This is a genomic window from Streptomyces griseiscabiei (assembly GCF_020010925.1).
Classification (GTDB): domain Bacteria; phylum Actinomycetota; class Actinomycetes; order Streptomycetales; family Streptomycetaceae; genus Streptomyces; species Streptomyces griseiscabiei.
The window spans coordinates 657,459-678,007 of the sequence record NZ_JAGJBZ010000004.1; the positions used below are offsets into that span (position 1 = coordinate 657,459).

The 20,549-nt window shown below is 65.3% G+C and carries 19 protein-coding genes; 10 read left to right on the forward strand and 9 right to left on the reverse strand.

The features are described 5' to 3' along the window. Positions 1-82 precede the first annotated feature (82 nt). The gene (locus J8M51_RS42430; RefSeq protein WP_179203000.1) at positions 83-703 is read left to right on the forward strand and encodes a sigma-70 family RNA polymerase sigma factor; all 621 of its coding nucleotides are present in this window, start codon (positions 83-85) and stop codon (positions 701-703) included. Continuing rightward, positions 700-1,542: a hypothetical protein gene (locus J8M51_RS42435; RefSeq protein ID WP_216591562.1), complete on the forward strand. Its 843-nt coding sequence runs from the start codon at positions 700-702 to the stop codon at positions 1,540-1,542. Before J8M51_RS42430 ends, J8M51_RS42435 begins: the two co-directional genes overlap by 4 nt. On the opposite strand, the gene J8M51_RS42440 is transcribed toward J8M51_RS42435, so the two are convergent. From J8M51_RS42440 to J8M51_RS42455, 4 genes are all read right to left on the reverse strand, one after another. After that, positions 1,543-3,681: an ArnT family glycosyltransferase gene (locus J8M51_RS42440; protein ID WP_267300023.1), complete on the reverse strand. Its 2,139-nt coding sequence runs from the start codon at positions 3,679-3,681 to the stop codon at positions 1,543-1,545. Beyond that, positions 3,678-4,055, reverse strand: coding sequence for a glycosyltransferase (locus J8M51_RS42445; RefSeq protein WP_086763587.1), 378 nt, complete (start codon positions 4,053-4,055; stop codon positions 3,678-3,680). Before J8M51_RS42445 ends, J8M51_RS42440 begins: the two co-directional genes overlap by 4 nt. 144 nt (positions 4,056-4,199) lie before the next feature. Next, complete coding sequence (locus J8M51_RS42450; protein WP_086763585.1) at positions 4,200-4,493, reverse strand: zinc-ribbon domain-containing protein; 294 nt, start codon at positions 4,491-4,493, stop codon at positions 4,200-4,202. Positions 4,494-4,547: 54 nt separating this feature from the next. Continuing rightward, positions 4,548-5,270, reverse strand: a complete 723-nt coding sequence (locus tag J8M51_RS42455) for a hypothetical protein (RefSeq protein WP_267300024.1) — start codon at positions 5,268-5,270, stop codon at positions 4,548-4,550. A gap of 275 nt (positions 5,271-5,545) precedes the next feature. Here J8M51_RS42455 and J8M51_RS42460 point away from each other — a divergent pair, with 275 nt between their 5' ends. After that, positions 5,546-6,634: a Clp protease N-terminal domain-containing protein gene (locus J8M51_RS42460; RefSeq protein ID WP_267300025.1), complete on the forward strand. Its 1,089-nt coding sequence runs from the start codon at positions 5,546-5,548 to the stop codon at positions 6,632-6,634. 129 nt (positions 6,635-6,763) lie between these two features. Here the strand turns inward: J8M51_RS42460 and J8M51_RS42465 are convergent, their stop codons facing one another. Next, positions 6,764-7,012: a DUF7660 family protein gene (locus J8M51_RS42465; protein WP_086759561.1), complete on the reverse strand. Its 249-nt coding sequence runs from the start codon at positions 7,010-7,012 to the stop codon at positions 6,764-6,766. Between the two features lie 191 nt (positions 7,013-7,203). On the opposite strand from J8M51_RS42465, the gene J8M51_RS42470 reads away from it, so the two are divergent. The 3 genes from J8M51_RS42470 (at position 7,204) to J8M51_RS42480 (ending at position 10,595) form a co-directional block, all read left to right on the forward strand. Continuing rightward, positions 7,204-7,470 carry a DUF6959 family protein gene (locus tag J8M51_RS42470; protein WP_086759563.1) on the forward strand — a complete coding sequence of 89 codons (267 nt, stop codon included), beginning with the start codon at positions 7,204-7,206 and terminating at the stop codon, positions 7,468-7,470. Positions 7,471-8,070: 600 nt separating this feature from the next. Next, positions 8,071-8,670, forward strand: coding sequence for a hypothetical protein (locus tag J8M51_RS42475; RefSeq protein WP_086759568.1), 600 nt, complete (start codon positions 8,071-8,073; stop codon positions 8,668-8,670). A 473-nt stretch (positions 8,671-9,143) separates the two neighbouring features. Further along, positions 9,144-10,595 (forward strand): FG-GAP and VCBS repeat-containing protein, encoded by a 1,452-nt coding sequence (locus J8M51_RS42480; protein ID WP_086764629.1) that lies wholly within the window; start codon positions 9,144-9,146, stop codon positions 10,593-10,595. Positions 10,596-11,564: 969 nt separating this feature from the next. Here J8M51_RS42480 and J8M51_RS46495 read toward each other — a convergent pair. After that, positions 11,565-12,649, reverse strand: a protein-coding gene (locus J8M51_RS46495) for an IS630 family transposase (protein ID WP_434976782.1) whose coding sequence is annotated in 2 segments (ribosomal slippage) — positions 11,565-12,124 and positions 12,124-12,649 — 1,086 coding nt in all. Because the reading frame shifts where the segments join, the coding sequence is not laid out codon by codon here. 102 nt (positions 12,650-12,751) lie between these two features. Next, entirely contained in the window at positions 12,752-13,222 is a 471-nt protein-coding gene (locus tag J8M51_RS42495) for a hypothetical protein (protein WP_143673190.1), read from the reverse strand. Positions 13,223-13,856: 634 nt separating this feature from the next. Here J8M51_RS42495 and J8M51_RS42500 point away from each other — a divergent pair. The 3 genes from J8M51_RS42500 to J8M51_RS42510 are packed head-to-tail and all read left to right on the forward strand — an operon-like array spanning position 13,857 to position 17,381. Continuing rightward, entirely contained in the window at positions 13,857-14,009 is a 153-nt protein-coding gene (locus tag J8M51_RS42500; protein ID WP_179203108.1) for a hypothetical protein, read from the forward strand. Next, positions 13,993-16,380: a coiled-coil domain-containing protein gene (locus J8M51_RS42505; protein ID WP_143673189.1), complete on the forward strand. Its 2,388-nt coding sequence runs from the start codon at positions 13,993-13,995 to the stop codon at positions 16,378-16,380. The genes J8M51_RS42500 and J8M51_RS42505 overlap by 17 nt, the downstream gene beginning before the upstream one ends. Further along, positions 16,377-17,381: a hypothetical protein gene (locus J8M51_RS42510; protein WP_143673188.1), complete on the forward strand. Its 1,005-nt coding sequence runs from the start codon at positions 16,377-16,379 to the stop codon at positions 17,379-17,381. The genes J8M51_RS42505 and J8M51_RS42510 overlap by 4 nt, the downstream gene beginning before the upstream one ends. 5 nt (positions 17,382-17,386) lie before the next feature. Here J8M51_RS42510 and J8M51_RS42515 read toward each other — a convergent pair whose 3' ends face one another. Beyond that, on the reverse strand, positions 17,387-18,091 hold the full coding sequence (locus J8M51_RS42515; protein WP_179203107.1) for a hypothetical protein: 705 nt from the start codon (positions 18,089-18,091) through the stop codon (positions 17,387-17,389). 105 nt (positions 18,092-18,196) lie between these two features. Here J8M51_RS42515 and J8M51_RS42520 point away from each other — a divergent pair, with 105 nt between their 5' ends. Beyond that, positions 18,197-18,325: a hypothetical protein gene (locus J8M51_RS42520; RefSeq protein ID WP_256964744.1), complete on the forward strand. Its 129-nt coding sequence runs from the start codon at positions 18,197-18,199 to the stop codon at positions 18,323-18,325. 480 nt (positions 18,326-18,805) lie between these two features. On the opposite strand, the gene J8M51_RS42525 is transcribed toward J8M51_RS42520, so the two are convergent. Beyond that, positions 18,806-20,131 carry a serine/threonine-protein kinase gene (locus J8M51_RS42525; protein ID WP_086755921.1) on the reverse strand — a complete coding sequence of 442 codons (1,326 nt, stop codon included), beginning with the start codon at positions 20,129-20,131 and terminating at the stop codon, positions 18,806-18,808. Between the last annotated feature and the right edge of the window lie 418 nt (positions 20,132-20,549).

The window sequence follows — 20,549 nt, forward strand, 5'->3', positions numbered from 1 at the left end:
CAGAACCATCAGAACCACCAGAACCACCAGAGCCGCCCGCCGCACCCCCCTGGTCAGGACCGGGGCCCGGACCGGCACCCCGGTGCGGGCCTGTGGGCCGGCGCGGCCGTCCCCCCCGCTGGAGCACCAGGCGTTCACCGAACTCAACCGCGCCCCCTATCTCGCCTACGCCCGCCTCTTCGTGAGCGAGGCGGAGGCGCGCGAGGTGGTCGCGGAGACGTTCGACGTGCTGTGGTTCCGCTGGGACGAGGCGCTGGCCAGCGCGGACGTGGTGCCGTTCGCGTGGTCGGTGCTGCGCCGGAGCGTGATGGCCCGCGCCTGTCACACGGACGGCTGCCCCGAACTGGCCCGCACCGCCTTCGACACCGTCGCCCTGAGCCTGGTGTCCACGCCCGCGGCGCGGTTCGCGCAGATCGAGGAGTCGATGGGCCTGTTCAAGGCCATCAGCCGACTGCCCGCCCATCAGCTGGACGTCATGGTCCTCACCTATCTGCGCGGCATGGACCACGCCGCCGTCGCCGACGTCCTCGGCGTCCCGATCGCCTCGGTCCACACCGCCGACCGCTACGCCCGCAAGACACTGTCCACAGCTCTCACCACAGCTACAGCTACAGCTACCGATACCGCTACAGCCACCGCCGCAGCCGCCCCTCCGACCCCACCTCTCCACCCCGAGAACGACCTGGGAGAGACCCCGCGATGATCCCGACCCCGCCGATGACCCCGATGACCCCGACCGGCCCGCTGGACCAACTCCTCGCCCGCGCCCTGCTCCTCGACGCGCCGCACGTCCCGCACGACGTCGTCCCCGGCGCCCGCCGCCCGGACTCCCCGCTGCCGCTGCCGCCGGCCGGCCACCCGGACCGTACGGGCACGACGGCGGCCCGGCACCGTACGAGCACGATGGCGGCCCGCGATCTGCGCACCCTGTGCGAGACGGTCCTGGCCCACATCACCCCCGAGTCCCTCCAGGACTTCGTCACCGAGCACCTGCCGGAGCCGCCCGGCGCCCGCGTCCTCGGCTGCATCCTCCAGCTCGCCGACGCCGAGGACAGCGCCCGCTCCTGGTGGCAGTACGCGGCCGGCGCGGGCGACGACCTCGCCTCGTACTGCCTCTACCTCCACCATCTGATCCTCGGCGACACGGAGGCGGCGGCGTGGTGGCGCGAGCAGACGAACATCGCCACCCGCCCCGCCCCCGAACCCCTGATGGCCGTCCCGGACCCGGGCATCCCCACCGCGTACGACGCCAGCTTCCCCACGGTCCTGCGCGCCCTCTCCCACCTCGACCGCGCCACTCCGCCCCGCCGCACCGAACTCGTCGACGCGGTCATGCACTACGTCCCGGAGGCCGTGGCCCTCGGCTACGTCGACAACCCGGACTTCGAACTCCCCCTCCCCGGGCCCGACTTCGCCGAGCACATCAGCATCCTGGTGGCCGCCGCCTCGGCCGCGGCCACCTGGATGACACCCCCGCCCCTCCACCCCACCTCCCCCCGTCTGCCGCGCCGACCCCGGACAGGGGGAGAGGGAGGCTGGTGATCAGCTGACGTCCGACGCGTCCAGCCGGTACAGCCCGCTGTCGCTGTAGTCGCTCACGGCGCTGCCGTTCGCCTTGACCCACTCGGCGATCTCGGAGGCGGCGGTGCTGCCGCCGCCGCCCCGGCCGCTGTCACTGTCGCCGACGACGATGTAGTGGAGCTCGCCCGCCTTCACCAGTTCCTTGAGCCTGGCGAGGGTCATGGCCTCGTCGCTGCCGGACCAGCCGCCCATGGAGATCACGGGCTGACCGGACTCCAGGATGATCGAGGAAGCCGTCTGGTCGGTGGCCACCGCCACCAGCCAGGTCGCGCCGTCCTGGTTCTTCTTCAGATACGTGATCATCTCGGACGAGACCTGCGAGCCGCCGCCCATTCCGCCGCCGCCCATTCCGCCACCGTCCGTACCGCCATCGTCCGTACCGCCATCGCCGTCGGCCTGACGGCTGGCGGAGCCGCTGGAAGTCGAACTTGAGTTGCCGGAAGCCGAGTTGCCCGTACCGCCGGGCGCGTTCCCGCTCGGGGCGTCCCCGCTCGGCCGCTCACCCCCGCCCGTACCGCCCCCACCCATGCCGCCCCCGGTGCTGGGACCGGCCGTCGGGTTGGTGCCGTTGGTCGAGGCTGTGGTGGCGGCCGAGACCGAGTACGCCGCGGGCCCGGCCAGCAGCGCGACGACCGCCGCGAGCGACGCCAGCCCGACCAGCTTGCGGCGCCGCATGAACCGTCCGACGAGCAGCCCGATCACGGCGACCGCACCGGCGACACCGGCCACCACCTGCGCGACCGTGTAGAGCGTGCCGGACCCGGAGACCCGCTGCAGCAGCACGACCGCCCAGACCGCGCTGACCGCCACCGCCAGGGGCAGCACCCACCCCCACTTCACGACCGGCCGCTCTTTGAAGGCGCCGTACAGCATGACCCCGCCCGCACCGGCGAGGGCCGCGATCCCGGGGGCCATGGCGGTGACGTAGTACGGGTGGAAGGTGCCCTCGGCGAGGGCGAAGGTCAGGTAGTGCAGGACGAACCAGCCGCCCCAGAGCATCAGGGCCGCCCGCTTGCCGTCCGTACGCGGAGCACGCCCCCGCAGCACCAGACCGCCCACCAGCGCGACGACCGCGAACGGGATCAGCCAGGAGATCTGGCCGCCCATGATCTCGTTGAACATCCGGTAGACGCCCGCGTCGCCGCCGAAGCTCGCCCCGTTGCCCTGCGAGCCCACCGACGAACTCGCGCCGAAGATCCGGCCGAAGCCGTTGTAGCCGATGACCAGGTCCCAGACCGTGTTGTCGGTCGAACCGCCGATGTACGGGCGGGAGGAGGCGGGGATCAGATCCACGACCACCATCCACCAGGCGCTCGACACGACCAGCGCGACCGTGCCGACGGCCAGGTTGCGGATACGGCGGCCGAGCGAGGCGTTCGCCGCCCACAGGTAGACCAGGAAGAAGACCGGCAGGACGACGTACGCCTGCATCATCTTCGTGTTGAAGGCGAACCCGATCGCGACGCCGGACCAGACGAGCGGCATCAGCCGGCCGGTGCGGACGGCTTTCGTGAGCGCCGCGGCACCGAGCAGCATCAGGAACACGAGGACGGGGTCGGGGTTGGTGTCCCGGGTGATGGCGACCGTGATGGGCGTCAGGGCGAGCGCGAGCGCGGCGACCGTGCCCGCGACCGCCCCGAAGTCCCGCTTGACCATGCGGTACAGCACCGCCACGGACCCGACGCCCACCGCGACCATCGGCAGCAGCATCTGCCAGGTGCCGTAGCCGAACACCCGGGCCGACAACCCCATCACCCACAGCGCGAACGGCGGCTTGTCGACGGTGATGAAGCTGCCCGAGTCCAGCGCGCCGAAGAAGAACGCCTTCCAGCTCTTCGTGCCGCTGTAGACGGCCGCGTTGTAGAAGGTGTTGCCGGTGATCGAGGACAGGTTCCAGGCGTACAGCGCCGTGGCGAGCACGAGGATCGCCCACAGGGCCGGGCGCGCCCAGCGGGGGTCGTCCGGTGCGCCGGTGAACAGCCGGCGTGCCCGGACGGCGAGACCACCGCCGGCTTCGGGGCGTCCGTCGGAAGGAGCTTCGGCCCGATGCCTCGGGCCACGGTCCCGCCCGGTGGCGGGCGGCGGGGCGAGGGTCGTCATGACGCGTACTCCATGCCCTTGAGGTCGTCGACGGCGGTACGGACGATGTCGACCCGGCTGTCGGTGTCGAAGAACCAGGCGGTGCCCTCGATGTGCGGGGCGCGCCTCGGCCCCCGCCCCTTCCGCTCCAGCCGGACGGTGTGGACGTGGGGGAGCCGTTCGGCCAGGGCGCGGGCCGACTCCCGGGTGGCGTCCGTGCTCGCGTTGTCGCCGATCGTGATCCCGAACTGGAACGGGAACCGGAACGGGAAGGACGCCTCGAGGTATGCGTGGAGACGGCCGATGCCGCCGGCGAGGACGTGCGCCTCGTTGTGGACCGGCACCACGATCTCGACCGAGCGCTGCCGGACGCCTCCCGCGTTCATTTCGTTCATGGCAGCGACTGTCGAGGCCGCTTCTGGGGCGACGCTGAGCGAGTACTGAGGGAAGAATGAGAATCAGCGAACTCACAGCTTCCCCACAGCGGGAGGGCTCAGCCCGTTCTCATGACCGTCCATGCGGTCACGGCTGTCACGGCTTCATGACTGGTACGGCTGCTGCTGAGGCTGGCCGTGGGGCTGGCCCCCGTGGGTGCCGGCGTTCTGCTGCTGCAGCCGTTCGGCCTGCTCGGCGTCGATCTTCTGCTCGGCGCCGCAGAAGGTGCACTGCGTCTGGTACTTGGTCGAGAACGGGAACAGCGGCACGAAGAACAGCGTGAACTTCGTGACCCGCTTCCTGAGCGTGTGCGCGGCGGGGTTCCCGCACTGCCCGCAGACCAGCGTCAGTATCGCGAGCTGGTACAGGTATCCCTTGGTGCCGAAGATGATGAACATCTGATCCTTCCCGGGGCTGTCGATCGACGCACTGCTCTCCAGTGTGCCCGTCCCTTACTTCTTCACCTCGCCGGTGAAGACCGCCTCCTCGGAGTCGTAGTCGGGGGAGACCTCGACCTGGAGGAACGTTTCGTCCTTGGGAAGTTCGCAGGCCCACGGAACGGTGAGGGAGCGTCCCGCGAGGATACGGGTCTCGGGGAGCCCGTCGAGCCCGTCGTCGTAGATCGCCTCTCCCTCCTTGCCCTCGTCGCCGTAGGCGCAGTCGACCGTCATCTCGTTGGCGTCGACGGTGGCGTCCGACCCGTTGACGACCTTGATCGTGAACTTCGCGTACGGGGTGTTCTCGGGCGCCGCGTAGTCGTTCGACACCCCGCGCTCGAACCCGGAGAGGGTGACCTCGACGTCGCTGTCGTAGACGACGGTGTCGTCCAGAGCGAAGACGCCGTCGTCGTCGGACGAGGTGTCGCTCACGTCACCGGACGAGTCCTCGGCCTCTTCACCGCTGTCGTCACCGGTGGTGTCGGCGTCCTCGGCCGCGACCGTCTTCGTGACGGTGACCGTCGGCGCGGGCGAGGCGGTCCCGTCGCCGTCGTTCGTCACCACGATGCCCGTTCCGATGACACTCGCGACGACGGCGACGGCACAGCCGACGATGACCAGGTTGGTCCGGTTCCGGCCCGGCGGCTTCGGCGGCTGGGGCGGGACGGGCGGCCCGTAACCCGGCATGGGTGGCGGCGGTGGCGGTGGCGGTGGTGGTGGCGTGATGTCGTGGCTCATGGTCCCCCCACGATGGTGCAGTTGAAGGATGAATCATCCCGTACGCGAGCATTTTTTTGGAGAGTGTGTGGCTGGATCGTGATGGTGGCGCGGAGGAGGAGGCGGCGGGGGGAGGGGCGAGGGAGGAGGACGAAGGCGGACGGCGTGAGAGGGGGCGGCGGTCGCGTGCGGTCGGCCGCGTACGACCGGGTCCCGCCGAGTGCAACCTGAGAGGCAGAAGGGGTTCCCCCTGCGGAGCGATGCGGTGTGTGCCCCCGTTCCGGAAACCTGTCCTCATGGAAGCGATCAAGGAGCCCGACTGGAACACCGTGGGAGCCCTGGGCGGCGCCCGGGGCGCGCGGGCGGCCGACGGGGGCGACATCGGCACGGAGCATCTGCTGGCCGGCATCACCATGTCCAAGGGGCCCGCGCGCGAGGCGCTGGAGCACGAAGGGGCCACCCGCACCGCGCTGTTGGCGGTGCTGCGGGACAGGAGGGACCGGGACGCCGCATGGAGCGGCACCGACGACACCGGGACGAGCGTCGCCACCCGGGACGTCCTGGGGGAGGACGGCAGCGACCGCTTCACGGGCGCCGCGGCCAGGGCGCTGACCACGGCGATGCGGCAGGCGCACCAGGAGGGGGCGGAGAAGTTCGGCACGGTCCACCTGCTGCGCGCGCTGCTGGCCGAGGACAACCACGCGGTGGAACTGCTGGCGGCCTGCGGCATCACACCCGAGGCCGTACGAGCCCACCTGGACGGGGTCGCGGCCGACTCCGGGGACGCAGCCGCACGGGACGTGAGCGGAGGCCAGGCCGACCGGACCGCCCGCGAGGACGACCTGCCCCCTCTCCTGCACCCCACCCGCGACATGCTCCTCGGCCGCGCCCACTACCGCCACCTGCCCTTCTGGAAGCGGTGGCTGGTCAAGGCCTCCGGCGTCAACTGGGCGTCGAGGCCCACCTGGTGGGCCGCCTTGGAGACCCATGAGCAGGCGCGCCGCCTGGGCAGCCGCACCCTCGGCACGGAACACCTCCTCCTGGCGATCCTGGCCACCCACGAGGTAGCGCTCCGCCACCCGCACCTCACCCGCGAGAACGCCCCCACCCCCGACCTCCGCTACGCGGGCGGCGAACGCCTGGCCCGCCTGGGCCTCGACCACGCCAAGGTCCACCAGGCCCTGACCACCGCCCGCATCCCCCTGTCCCCCGACGCCCGCCCCCTCAAGCAGTACCTCGACGCCGCCACCACCCCACCCACCCCCACCCCCACCGACGAACCCTGGCCCGACCCGGGCACGGGCCCCCTCCTCGAAACCCTCCTGACCGAACAGACCCGAGCCCGCCAATTGATCGAGGCCCTGACCACGCCCCCCAGCCCCTGACCGAACCCCTCCACCGACGCATCCAAGCGCACGAGCATGCCCCCTGCCCCGGCGATCCCCGCGGCCCGGTTCGTCACGGGCGCGGGCGTCCGACGCGCCCGTCTGCCGCGAGCCTCGTGCTACTCGTACTTACTCGTAGTTGGTCGCAGCTCGTAGCGCCTGTGCGAAGAAGCTCCAGTCACCGTCGGCAGGCAGATCGCGAGCGACATTGGCGTACCAGCCGTCCGCGTCATCGATCCATGCGGCCAGCGCCTCCAAGAAACTCCTGAGATCCGCGTTCTCCCACGAGTGACCCTCCTCGGTGTGGCTCCGGCGGAGGACACGGAAGAAGGCAACCAGGTCTTCCCTGCTGTCGACATGATCAGGAGAAGCGGTCATACGCGGCACCCTACTTGGCACGTGCGCGGGCTCCCGGGCTGGTGAGCACCGCTCCAGGAGCCCAATCGGGCGGCTTGCACGGGGCCCCGCCTCCGGGACGACACACGGTTCGCGTCCACCCAAGGCCGCCTGAGTCCGCCCTCGTTGACAGCAGCTGGCGATGTCAGACGGGATGGTCCAGGATGGCCCGAATGGAACACGTCGAGGCAGAGCTGTTCACTGACGGCGGGAACGACGCCGTGGTTCGCCTGCCCGGTCGCAGGTTCCCCGGAGTGCTGATCCAGGGCGACTCCCTGCACATCCTCCGCAGCGACATGGCCGAGGTGGTCGAGGCCTGCGAACGCGGCGACCTGACCGAGGCCGGGGATTCGGCCGCTCTACTGCTGGCGAGCCTCGACACCTTGCTGACGCGCTACGCCACGGCGTTGGAACGGCACGAGATCCAGCGACCGTACTGACCGGGCCTCGCAGAGCTTCGAGCTTCCATCGGCCGGGCGCCGACCTCGACGGATACGTCTGGAGCGTGAATTGGCACTGGTGGCGTTGGCACGCCGATCTCTGTCGCCGACGGCGGCTTCCCGCTGCGGAGCTCCCGTAGGGGGCCTGCTTGAATCGGCCCATGACTTCCGTTGGAGCATCGGACGAGAACCGAGAGGTGAAGGAACTCGCTGTCTGGCTCGGCGGGACGTCCGTGGCGTGCTGGTTCTGTTGCCCCTTCTGGACACTCGTTTGCTACCTTGCTCTGCCCATGGCCCTGGTCGGCCTTGTGCGGGCCTACGTCGAGCACCAGGCGTCACTGCATGGCCGAGCGAGCAGGTCGCGAGCCGTAGCGGGTGGTGTGCTGTCCCTCCTGGGAGGAGCGGCGGCGATCGCCTACATGATCTTTCTAGCCACCCACCCGGACCTTCCCGTCCAGGAGTAGCGGTTCCGCTCATCACGCTGTGCTCTTTTACTCGTATGGATTCCAACTGTGGTGGTGGGGTATCGGGGCGCGTGCAGGGGCGTTCACCTGCGTTCATGGGCGGCCCGCGCGTGGGTTGCAGAGACGGAGCCCGCGCATGACTCTGGAGGGAGTACGGCTGGGCGCGGAGGCCGCACATCGCCTGGCACGGACGGGTCTCTATGGGTTCGAGGCAGGGCTGACGGAGGGCGAGTTCACGCGCATCGAGCGCGAGTACGGCTTCGAGTTCGCGGACGATCACCGAGCATTCCTTGCCGCCGGGCTACCGATCAACGTTCCTCCCGAGGACGGGCAGACCTGGTCCAGGCCCTGGCCGGAGTGGCGCGGCGGCGACTTGGACAGCTTGCGTCGACAACTCGACTGGCCGGGCGAGGGCGTTCTGCTCGATGTTGAGCACAACGCGTTCTGGTACGAGGGGTGGGGTGATCGTCCGGTCGACGGAACGGCGGCACTGGATACGGCACGGCGTCATCTGGCGGAGGCGCCGGTGATGGTGCCCGTGTATGCCCACCGATACCTGCCTGCCGGCCGAGGAAGCTCCGGGCATCCGGTGCTCTCGATGTGGCAGACCGACATCATCCATTACGGCCTGGACCTGGCCGACTACGTGCACCAGGAGTTCGACGAGGCGCGGGGCGAGGTCGACGACAGCTGGAATCCACGAGCGACAGTCCCCTTCTGGCGGGACCTCCTCTGACTCCTCGAGGAGTCCGGGCAGACGGCGGATACCTTCAGCTTGGGAAGCCGCGAGCATGTGCGGTGCTTCGAGTGCTGACCTCGGCGAACATCCAGGCGGCGCACTCCTCGGGCGGGACTGCGTTCCCCGCTGTTCCCCGCTGTTCCCCGCTGTTCCCCGCTCGTTCTGGTGCGCATGCGGTGCGGCCGAGCAGCAGCCCACCGTGGGCGCCAGTAACGGTCACACACAGCGCCCATCACCGTATGGGGCAGGCACCGCACGTTGTGCAGCCCTTTCCCGAATCCTGTCCCCGACCCGTCCCCGACTCGTCCCCGACTCGTCCCCGACCCGTCCCCGACCCGTCCCCGAGACGTCCCCGAGACGTCCCCGAGCGTACGTACAACCATTCGGCCGCAGCATCCGTCGTAGAGCGCAGTCGATCAGATCATCAGGTCATCAGGTCGCTCACAGCACGAGCTCGACAACGGAGACCCATGCGCGCCAGACGTACCGCCCTCGCCGCTGCCGCGACCCTCGCGGCAGCGGTCTGCACACCGCTCCTGACGGCCCCCGCGGTGTCGGCGGCCCCCGCCAAGCTGTCGGACGACTTCAACGGCGACGGCTACCGCGACTTCGTCATGCTCGGCGGCTCGCACGGCAAGGACGGCCGGGTCACGGTCGTCTACGGCACGTCGACCGGCCCCGGGACCCGCGTCCAGACCATCCACCAGGACTCGCCCGGCATCCCCGGCGCGGTGGAGAAGGACGACGGGTGGGGCACCGCCGCCACCACCGCCGACCTCGACCGGGACGGCTACGCCGACCTGGTCGTCTCCTCGCCCGGCGAGAACGTCGGCGCCATCCAGTCCCGGGGCGGCCTGACCGTCGTCTGGGGCGGCGCGGGCGGCCTCGGCTCGGGCACGGTCTTCAACTCGCCGGTCCCGCAGGAGTACGAGAACCAGGGCGACCACTTCGGCGAGGACGTCGTCTCGGGCGACTTCGACGGCGACGGCGACCCGGACCTCGCCGTGACCAGCAGCAGCCGGGTGGGCGTTGTCCTCCTGAAGGGCCCCTTCACGCGCACCGGCGGAAAGAGCGGCTCGGACTCCCTGGGCGGTGGCTACGGCTATCTGCACGCCCCCAACCTCGTCGCCGGCCGGGTCACCGCCGACGCCGCGACCGACCTGTACATCCTCGGCTCGGATCTCCAGGCGGACGACGGCACCAACCTGCGGGCCTACTTCCACCGCGGCGGCAGCACCTTCACCCAGCGCGCGGGCGATGTGCTGGTGCCGGACGACGGCGGCCACCAGGGCGGCGACATCCTGGCCATCGGCGACTTCGACAAGGACGGCTACGGCGACCTCGCCATCGGCCGAGGCTACGAGCCGGGCGACGGCGAGCGCGGCTATGTCACCGTCCAGTACGGCGGCTCCGGCGGCCCCGACAAGGCCCGCAAGCCGGTGAAGTTCAGCCAGAACACCACCGGAGTGCCCGGTTCCTCGGAGAACGAGGACTACTTCGGCTCCGCCATCGCCGCCGGCGACGTCAACGGCGACGGCTACGCGGACCTCGCCGTCGGCGCCCGAGGCGAGGACCTCGGCACCAAGCACAACGCCGGCTCGGTCACCGTCCTGCTCGGCCGCGCGGGCGGCCTGACCGGCACCGGCGCCAAGTCCTACACCCAGGACACCTCCGGCGTCACGGGCACCCCCGAGACCGAGGACCAGTTCGGCGCCCACCTCAAGCTCACCGACTACACCCGCGACGGCCGCGCCGACCTGATGATCGACACCAACGAGCAGCTCGGGTACGAGGACCGCTGGGGCCTCGTCCACCACCTCAAGGGCTCCACGTCGGGCATCACGACGAAGGGCTCCAAGACATACTCCGTGACAACCCTGAAGCTGTCCTACGCCCGCCTGGGCGGCCCGTTCGCCCGCTGAGCCCACTGACCGCTGCGGCTACCGCTGAGAGCGGTCCACAGCCGCCCCCCGCCTGCCGGCACCGAGCCCGCAGGCGGGGACTTTGCGCCGGGCGACCGCGCCCCGACGGCAATGGTGGACACCCCACACACCGCCGGATCCGATGAGGCCATCCTCTGACGCCATCCTCAAGGTGGGGGATCTGCCGGACGACGACTCGGCGTCCCGGCTGACCTCGATGAGGCCGTCGCCGGTGACCTGCGCGAAGGCACGGTGAGCGCTGCCGACGATGGCGACGCCCTCGCCGGGCGGCAGCCCGCCGCTCCCTGACGACGTCCGCGAGCCCCTTCGCGATCAGCTCGCCTGGCGGGTGGATGAGGCATCCACATGGCAGTCGATCATGAAAGGCGGCCTCCCGTTCGAAGCGAACGAGAGGCCGCTGACCCTCTGTCCTGCTGGTGCAGGCGGTGCCCCCGGTAGGATTCGAACCTGCGACACCCGCTTTAGGAGTTCGATCCGGGCACGTTCCGGCTGCGGCCGGCGACTGGTGGGACGGCCGGGCAGAGACGCTGGCGTACGTGATCGTCCGGCGCCGTTGATGTCAGCTGTGGATGTCAGGCGGCGCCGCTTGCTTGGGCTACGGACGGCGGTAGGCGGCGCGGTCGGTTCCGGGTAGCGGGGCCCGGGAGAGAGTTACGGAGCAGGGGTACTCAGGGTCGCCTACCTCCATGAGTGCGAACTGATCGACGTCGTGCTGGACGAACCGATGGAGGTACTGCAAGAAGAGTTCGAGTTCCTCGCCGGAGAGCGGTTCGTCGTGTCGATCGTTTCGCACGCGCTCACCCTACGGCTGACCTGAGTGCCAGGACCTCTTCGTCCCGAAGCAACTTGGGCGGGGGCTCGGCCTTGAGATGGCGGGGCTTTCACCTGCGTGGATGGTCCGCAGCCGTTCGCGGTTGTTCGCCGTTGTCCGCTGGCGTTGTCACGCAGTTACTGACCTTGCTGGCGTGATGTCGTCAAGGTGAGGCCGGTTTCAGTGAGACATCCGTCGACGAGGTTGCTGCGGTACTGGATCTGGCGGAGGCCCTGGCGAAGGGTGCGCATCAGATGGTCGGGGTCGGTGAAGGCGGTGTTGGCCTGGCTGCTGCGTCGCAGCAGTGACCAGATGCCCTCGACGGGGTTGAGGTCCGGTGCATAGGCGGGCAGGAAGTAGCAGGTGATCCAGTCGTGGGTGTCGATGAACTCCCGCAGCCGGCGGTCCTTGTGCACGTTCAAGTTGTCCCAGACGAGCACGATCGGCGCGCCGAGCTGTTGGTGGGCGGCGGTCAGCAGGTCGCGGTAGTCGGTCCAGGTGAAGCTGCGTCTGCCGCCCCGCTTGTGGTCGGCGTGCCGCTTGGGCCGGTAGATCAGCCGTGAGCGCTCGCCCTCCTTGTAGCAGGTCAGAGCGGCGATGGAGAAGCGGCGCTGGGAGCGTCCCCGCACCCGGATGACGGGTGTGTGTCCGCGCCTGGCCCAGGTGCGGGCAGTGGGCGGCGTCATCGAGAACCCGGCCTCGTCTTCGAAGCAGAGCCAGGCCCCGAGCGCCGCCATAGCGTTTCCACCTGCGGCCAGGTCTCCTTCACCCAGCCGGTGACGGCTTCCTCGTCACGCTCGGTCGCGCGGCGGGCCGGCACCTGGTGGCTGAAGCCGTGCCGGTGCAGCATCTGCGCGATGGCCGACAGCGTCATGCTCTTGTGGAACCGGCGTCCGATCAGCGTCTTGATCCGCGAGAGCGTCCAGGTCTGGTCCGGCCAGCCGTGTGCGACCGGCCCCTTGGCCAGCTCCTGCTCGAGCACCTCAAACAACGCCTCGCTCAGCTTGGGCCTGGACGCCGGCCCCGCCGACTCCAGCGCTGACGTCCCGCCGTGCTCCCATGCCTGGCGCCATCGTTGTACCGACCGCACGCTGACACGTAACTCCTTGGCGACCGCGGCATTGTCGCGTCCCAGAGCGAATAACTCGGCCGCCCGCATCCGGATGCGCTCACGAAAGACCCGCCGCTCCGCGGTCAGCCCGCCCCCTTGCGGATACCTCATACAACCGGCCTACCGCGACAACCACCGCTTGTCAGCCCCCGCGACATCACCCCAGCAAGGTCAGTAGACACTCACTGCTCCCCCTGCGCGGGACCACCGTGCTCACCAGCACTCCATTGATCTCCCGACGTACTGACAGGTCGGGTCGTCGGGGTGGCCCCGCTCGTTGCCGCTGGCGCGCGACCACACGATCAGAACCAGCAGCGCGAGGAACCCGATCACGACGCCCTTGGCCCACCTCATGGACTCCTCATCGCGGACGCGCTGGATGAGGTCTTCGTGCTCCTGTTGGCGTCGTTCCGCAAGGGTGAAGCCGTCGTCGTCGGCAAACTCGTCGTTGGCGGATTCCTCGTCACTCGACAAGGAATCGAAGTGGACCGCCTCAAATTGTTCACGGCGGGCTTCGCGCGCCTCCCGTTGCGCTCGGACAGCGTCCGGTTCGGGGAAGGGGAACCGGCGGGACCAGTCACTCTTGTGACAGCTCGCGCAGCTCGAAACACCTTCTCCTTTGACGCGCATCAGGCGGCCGACGCCGTGACCACAGTGTGGGCATGTGTGCTTGACCTCGGCCATGTTCCCCCCTCAACGACCGGTTCAGATTAGAGCTCGGGCCATGTCTGTGGGGGCAGTACGGAGGTTCCTGCGGGCACGCGGCTCGGAGGCCGCAACCAGAGATAGATAAGTGCACGTCAAGGCTGTCCAACGAGTCAGCTTTCCGTGACTCGTCCGCGTATGGTCCACAGCGTCCCGCTCATGTCCGCGCGAGGGCCTGTCGTTTGGATCAGGCGGCGTCAGGGCGCGGTGCCTTGCAGGCCGGCCCGAGCGGGCAGGGTGCGTGCACCCTGTAAGGCGGAGGATGGCGACGGCACGATGTGCCCCTCCCGCGTGAGCGAATCCGAGCGTGGGGGACTCGGTGACTGACGCCGCAGATGGGAATGCTCTGCCTTCCACACCCTGCCCCTTCAGTAACCAGGTCGCAAATAAACCAAACGCCGCATTTGGGGCAAAAGATGCCTAAGTTGCAAAACTCGCCATCTTCTCGATTCTGCCTATTTTAAGTTGCTGGATGGTGAGGATGTGTCAGATTCGGGTCGAGTAGTGGACCATGATGCGACCGGCAGCAGTAGACTGGCTGACCAACTTGACGAATTGTTGCGGCAGTGGGGGGCGCGCAGTGTCAAACCTTGGCCAACGGATGTTGGGTGTGATGAGTGAGGTATCGGCAGCGGCCGAGGCCCATGCCCCCGATGCTGACGCGCTGACTTCGGATGAATTGGCACTCCTGAAACTGTTGGCAACGGAGCCGTTCGACTTGAGTCTTACCCTCAAGGAGTTGATGGCTGATGCACATCAGGATTGAAACCGAACGCCGCAGAGGCCTTCGCATAATCGAGGAAATCCCTGACATCGAGCTTTGCAAGATTCAGGGATACAACGGTATTGGCAAGACCAATGCAATCAAGCTGCTAGCATTGTGCGTTGGCGAAACACCCTTTCGCAGTGATTCTGCGGCGTGGCCGTCTTTCAGAGAGCAGCTCTTGGGTGGGAGCGTAGAGATCTCAGGCCTCCGCAACGGAGAAGAAATCAGATGGGATCTGACCCCGGAGCAGTGGCCGCTCGACCCTGCAGAGTCACTCAATGAAGCGATCGGGTCCGTTTGGATCAATGGGAAGAAATCTAGCCACAACGATGTAAGGCAGATTCTTCGCGTATATCACATTCTAGCTGCAGACACGCCGCAGAATGTCCTGTCTGCGCGAATCCTGGAAGCGCAAAAAGAAATTCTGGGATGGACCACGGAGCGTCAGGCGCGCCTAAATGCCCTTGACGAATCAATCGACACTGTTCGTGAGCTGATTGTCGATGCTGGACCGGAGAATTTCGCAGCAGAACTTGTGATCATGCGCGATTCCAGGCAACGGGCGGAGAAGATTGCAGGCGAGCTAGCAGAAGCTAGCCGCCGCATGAAGCTTCTCAAGCGGGCGGTTGAAGTAGCAGACCGGCTGATTCAGGTTCGAGGGCGTGGGCCGGAAATGGACGCGACACTCGCCGAACTTGCGGGGCGCCTTGCTGATCTCGATAGCCAAAAGGAATCGCTAGATCAGAAAATCGCGGATGCTAGTGCTCGGAAGCATCGCGATGCAGAGGCCGAGAAAAAATTCAAAAACGCTCAGAATTACTTGGATCGACATGATCGATCCTTGCGAGCGGCACGTCGCTCACTGGAGAATGCTGCAGCGGGCGCAGGCATCGAGCCTCGGCGTGACGTCATAGAGCGGGCACAACGCGAAGCCAGCGAACGCCTCGGCGCGTTGACGAGCCAACTACCGAGTGTGCATTCGGCCCCACTGATCCTTGAAGTTCTCGACGACCTGATTCGTCGTCTGACTGCAGCAGAGGATGAGGAACTTGGCTCTGCCACCCTGCTGACGAACTCAGAAGGTACGGAGATCTACTCCGTGTCGTCTTTGAATCGCTCTTTGTCGGCAGATCGTGAAAAGCTTCGGAAACGCACTCCGTCTGCTGACGCAGCTAAGCTCAATGAGGATATTTCGGACACGCGTAATCTCCTCGATAATCTGACGCAAACTTCCGATGCCCTTGGCGCGTTCGAGCTGGCTGAGGCCGGTTTGGTAAAGGCCAAGAAACGTCTGAAAGATGCGGTCGACAGTCTTCCTGAGCAGACGGCGCGGACGCTAGACGAACTCATGGAGCACAGAAATAAGCTAGATAAGGATTCGGCACAGGTTCAATCGAATCACGCTAGGCTTTCCCACGCGCGCGAGTTGCTCGGTGGAGGGCTCGATGAGCAGTCTCTGAATGCGGAACTCGTGCAACTCTGTCAAACCATGGATGTTAAGGCCTCACGCGTTAAAGGTCACTTAATGACAGAAGCGGCGAAGCTAGAGGAGATCGCTCGCAGCGATACACAGGCATCTCAGCAAGCCGAACGTGCAAGCGTAGCAGTTGAGAGACGTTCATCAGCTATGAAGAACGTAATCATTCAACTTACGCAGGATGCGAAGAATCGTTGGCTTGTTGAAGCCGTGCCACGCCTTGCTGACCTCGCCGACGCTGATGAGGAAAGTCAAGCTGCCGCTCTGATGACTGCTTTGAATAATGTGGAGAAGGCAAGGAATAAACTCCACCGCATCGATGGGCTGGTCAGAGGTACTGGACGAGCACTTGGCGAGCTTCATAACAGCATGGACAGCAGGGGTGGACTCCCGGCGGGAGTCGAGCCAGTCGACCACTCTGTGCGTCTTTGGCTGGGCGAGGATGTCCGGAAGTGGTTCGATGATGAACTCGTCCGAAAGGCTCTTTTCGGCGGCGGCAGCGATATACGCCTCGACCCGACCGACATGACGATTTGCTGGATTAATGAAGACGGTGAAGAGGAACGTCGTCCGCTCTCGGCCTTCTCGAGCGGGCAACAAGTATTCGCCTATACACAGGCACAGGTTGCCAAGCTTGATCGTGAGGGCCTCCCAGCAGCCAACAGGCTGATCGCTCTCGATGAGTTCGGATCCTTCTTGGACTGGGATCGCATGTCTAGCCTGGTTGACTTTCTACAGTCTCGCGAACGCGGGACGACGAAGGATCAAGTACTCGTGATTCTTCCTTTGGAAGAAAACGCGCCCCGCCGGCGCGGTGGCGAAGACAGTGTGGTCCAGGATCAGATCCGCAGTCTGGAACAGCGTGGCTACTTTGCGGAGGAGCTTCGCACGTGAATGAATCTGGGCATCGCACAGTTTTTGGCGTTCCTGCGGTTCTTACTGGATCAGAGATTTCTGTGCTCGTGGAAGATCTCACGACACTATGGAAGCTGACCTACAGTAGCCCGCCTAAGGATGTGGAGTCGGACCTTGAATTGTGCCGGAAGTTCTTTGACCCGCTGGCGCGGGGTGGCACGCTCCGTGAGCGGCTAGCCTCTCTTGAGAAAACACCTATGAAGATCAGGAGATCTTCATATGCGCAACCACTCGTAATCGACGTGGGATCCGACTCATGCATTGTCGGAGTCGAGGCGCGACTATTTCTAGACCTATTGCAAGACGCCGCGGGAGAAGACTATTTGGTCCTTTCTCCGGTGTCGATTGCAGCTATGGAGAGACGCGCACTTGATAAGTATCGCGAGTGGTCTACAGCCCGACTAAATCAGGTCATTGCGCTGCGTTCCGGCAAGGCCATTGAGGTCATGCAGGCGATCTCGGTAGGTCTAGTCATTGCGCTCCTGGTTAATCGATCCGACTCGCCAGAACGAGCCATTCCAAAGTTGTCTACGGACTCGCCAGAAGGGCGCCGCCTCAACTCAGCCATCTACAGCGGGGCAGAGCGGTTCGCTGAGGTGGTAATGCCTAATAAGAGCTCACGCTCTGCTGGCGAGAGAAGCCTCAAAGGGGGCTATGGCCTCAGCGAAGCCAGACGTCGACTGGCTCATCGCCTGGTGACTGAAAAGAGATCAAGCGGCGAGTTCGTCCATGTAGCCGCGGAATACAAAGGCGAGGTCATTCTCTACCTCGCGGCGGATCTGGCGCGAAGGTCTTCGTTGGCCGAAGAAGCTTTGACAGAGGCCTTTGATGAACTGATCGCAGGATTTCGCGAAACCGGGGACGCTCTTGCTCATGGGTCTCTTATTTTTGAGCGCCCTGCAGACACTCGCCGACTGAAGACACAATTCATTTCCGCGTTCGCAGAAGCTCGGGCTCGCAACGAACGCGAAAGTGAATAAATTGTCTAGCTTTTACGGAAGAGGATAAGCCTTTCCGAAAGCTCGACGTCATGCCGCACATTGTTGCTTTGCCATCGCTGGCCCCGCTTGCGGAGGGTTAGGTCCTTCTCGAATGAGAATCCGAGACCTTGGGCGATGTCGCCAATTAGACGCGGAGTGTCGATGTATACTCCGTAAGGTGCACTGTCGCCGACGAGCCATACGACAGGGGATCCAGGCTTCAAAGCGGTGGCCATATTTTCGAGCACTTGAGCAATGGCCAAGAAGTAATCGGGGAGGACTCGGTCGTACTCTTTACCTCTGGGACGCTTATTGCGCTCGGCCAAAAGTTTAGAGGTTATAGCAAGGACTGATTCAGCGATCTCTCCGTACTCTTCGAGCCTTTCAGCGGCGATGCGTGCTGCAGATACGCTGCTTTGCTGTGTTGTTGCCGTCAGCATTTCTGAGCGAACCTCTGTGCACATTTCAGCCCAGCTAGAGATGTCCCCCCAGAAATAGAGCTCGAGACGGGTTGCGTCCGCGTAGTCGAAGTTGTTGAGATACGGCGGAGATGAGACGCAACCGTGAGCGCTCTCAGGCCCCAAACTTTCCCATGCGATTTTTCCGCGCGAGTCGCCCTGAACAACTTGGTAGGAAAGATGGTTGGGGCTATCGACTGTTTCACGAATGTCTTGTTCCATCCATTCTGCGCGTTGGACGAAGCGCGCCAATGGATCGCGATGGATAGGCTTTCGTTCTGTTCCTGGTCTTTGATAGGGCCAGCCGACGCGTGCTGAGGCAACATCGCGGAGGGTTCCCAAGAGTGCCCATTTAACGTGGAGATTCCACGTCCCACCTGCTCCGGCGCGAATCAGGTCGCGAAGGGCTACGAGTTGCCCGAGGACGCTGCTACTGAAACAGCGCGCTACGAGGTCTGGTTCCTGGTCGACTCGGCGCTCCGCTGAAGAGCTCTGCTGGGCTGCTGCGACAGCTAGTGTTCGGGCTACTTCACCGAGGGTCCTATCTGTGGCGCGCGGCCGACCCTGCAGTTTCAACCGGCCCAGTTCCGCGATTAGTGGGTGGGCTTCAACGCCAAAGAATGAGTGGCCCGCCTGGCGAGCTGCCGTTCCTGTTACGGCTGAGCCGGCGAATGGATCGAGTATCAAACTCTCTGGATCAAGCTCAAGATGAGAGAGGAGAGTGGCGACGTAGTCAGAGGCGAAGCCAGCCGGGTACCGGAACCAGCGATCGAATGGCTCGCTCCTGCTCGTACCGTGTGCTCTTCCGCGGCCTGATGAGGGGGTCGGAAGAGACTGAGGCTTCCAGGAGGCATCGAGAGTGAGGTCGGCAAGGAGCTGCTGTCCAGCTTGAGTCTCGTTAGTCAACACGTTTCCATTGCACCACGGCGCCGTGCCCACTGACACAGTTCCTGAGAGATACGGACGTCACGGATTAATCAAAGTTGCCAGGATTGCGCTTCGTGGCGTCCAGCCGAGAGCCCCGTAGTAGGCCAGCACTGTCGAGCCCGAGCCGGTCAGCGCCCGAGATATGGCCCGTTCCGCCTGCCCCTCTAGCTCGTCAAGCCACTCGGTCGTCCGCCTGGTTTGCTCCAAATACCCGCAATGTGCGTCGGCGGCAAAGAATGAGGGTGCGGCATCCTGGGCGAGTCCGATTTGTTTGGCACTAATCAGAGTTCGAAGGATCGTGTGTATGAAAGAGAGAGGCGTCCCCATGTAGTCCCTATCGCGATCTTCCCATGGGCTCTCACTGAGGTGTCGCGCCATCGTGATTGCCAATTCGCTGGCGCGGTCTGGGTTTTTTCTCGTCCACTCGGCCACCAGGGAAGAGGTGAGTGGTGCCAGGTTATCGAAAAATATTGCGTGACTATTTGGGTAAGCCATTGCCAGTGTCACCAGGGTTTCAATCTCCGTGGTTTTCCCGAGCAGGATATCCTCCGTTATCTTCTCGGCTCTCGCCTCTACTGGTTCATCGCGAGACTCGGGAACTCTCGCAAGCAATTTACGCAGGGCGGGCATGTCTTTCACCCTGCGAGCGATTTCCTCTTGAGTGCATTCCCAAATGAAAGGTCGCCAGTGGAGGTAGGTTCCATCAGGTAGCAGTGGTCGTCCTGCCTTAGGTCGTTGACCTGTGAGAAACCATGCAGCCACACGGCCCAGACTGTAGACGTCCGCTGCCGGGGTTGCTTCACGAGGATTTTCGCTGAGTTCTGGTGCTGCGTACCCGTCTGTTCCTATTTCTTGATTTGTTCGGGTCAGCGGAGAAGAATTGGGAGAGTAAGGGCGCGTAACCATTCCCCAGTCGGCGACGACCCAACGCCTCTTTACGGTTCCTGATTCGGGAAGTGCGAGGATGTTGCCCGGCGCAATATCTCTATGGACAAGTTTCCTTTTGTGTGCTATTTCGAGAGCCTCGGCGAGATTCAGTAGTATTGAAACCAGGTTCTCTTCATCTAGCTCGCCTCTGAGTTTTGTGAGGCTGCCATCCGCGATTGGCATTGTGTACCACTCGTAGCCGGGATCGTGATCGCGAATGGGCATGATGTTGGGGTGGTGTAGTGAGGTCTGCGCTTCGATCTCCCGCCGAATCCTCTCTTTTGCTTGAGGGACTGGGAGTGGTCGTTTAAGAGCGACCTCTTCTTTTGATCCTCTGTGCCACGCCCGTCGCACGTCTGCGTATCCGCCTGGCCCGAGAGTCTTCCCGTCGAGTCGGTAGAGGGATCGCGGGTCTACGGTTGTCTCATCAGCCCCCATGGGAGCAGCCTACGACGCCAATGGCTGCATCCACGAGGTCTCCAGCGGAAGTTGGTCCCTCCATGAGTTGCGAGATTGAGACAGCGTCAACCACGGGCGGCGGAGCGGGTTTGGCCGGTGGCCTGCCCGGTCTGGGGTCGCATGACCAGGGGGCCGTACGCTGGCTGGCAACTCGGGCAGGCTTTGGGCCTGACCGCAATTAGCACGAGTGGCCCCCTGGTCTTGCTCGACGCGGGACCCTGACCGGGTAGGTGGCTAAAGCCGTGGAGCCGACCGCCTCAGCCACGGCGTACCCCTTCACCGGGCGGGCAGGCACGTGGGGCCGGCTCTGTCTTGAGAGGTCAGGCCTCAGGAGCGGCTACGGATCACCACATACCGACCCACCCAAAGACGCTCGGATGAGAGATCGCCCAGCGTC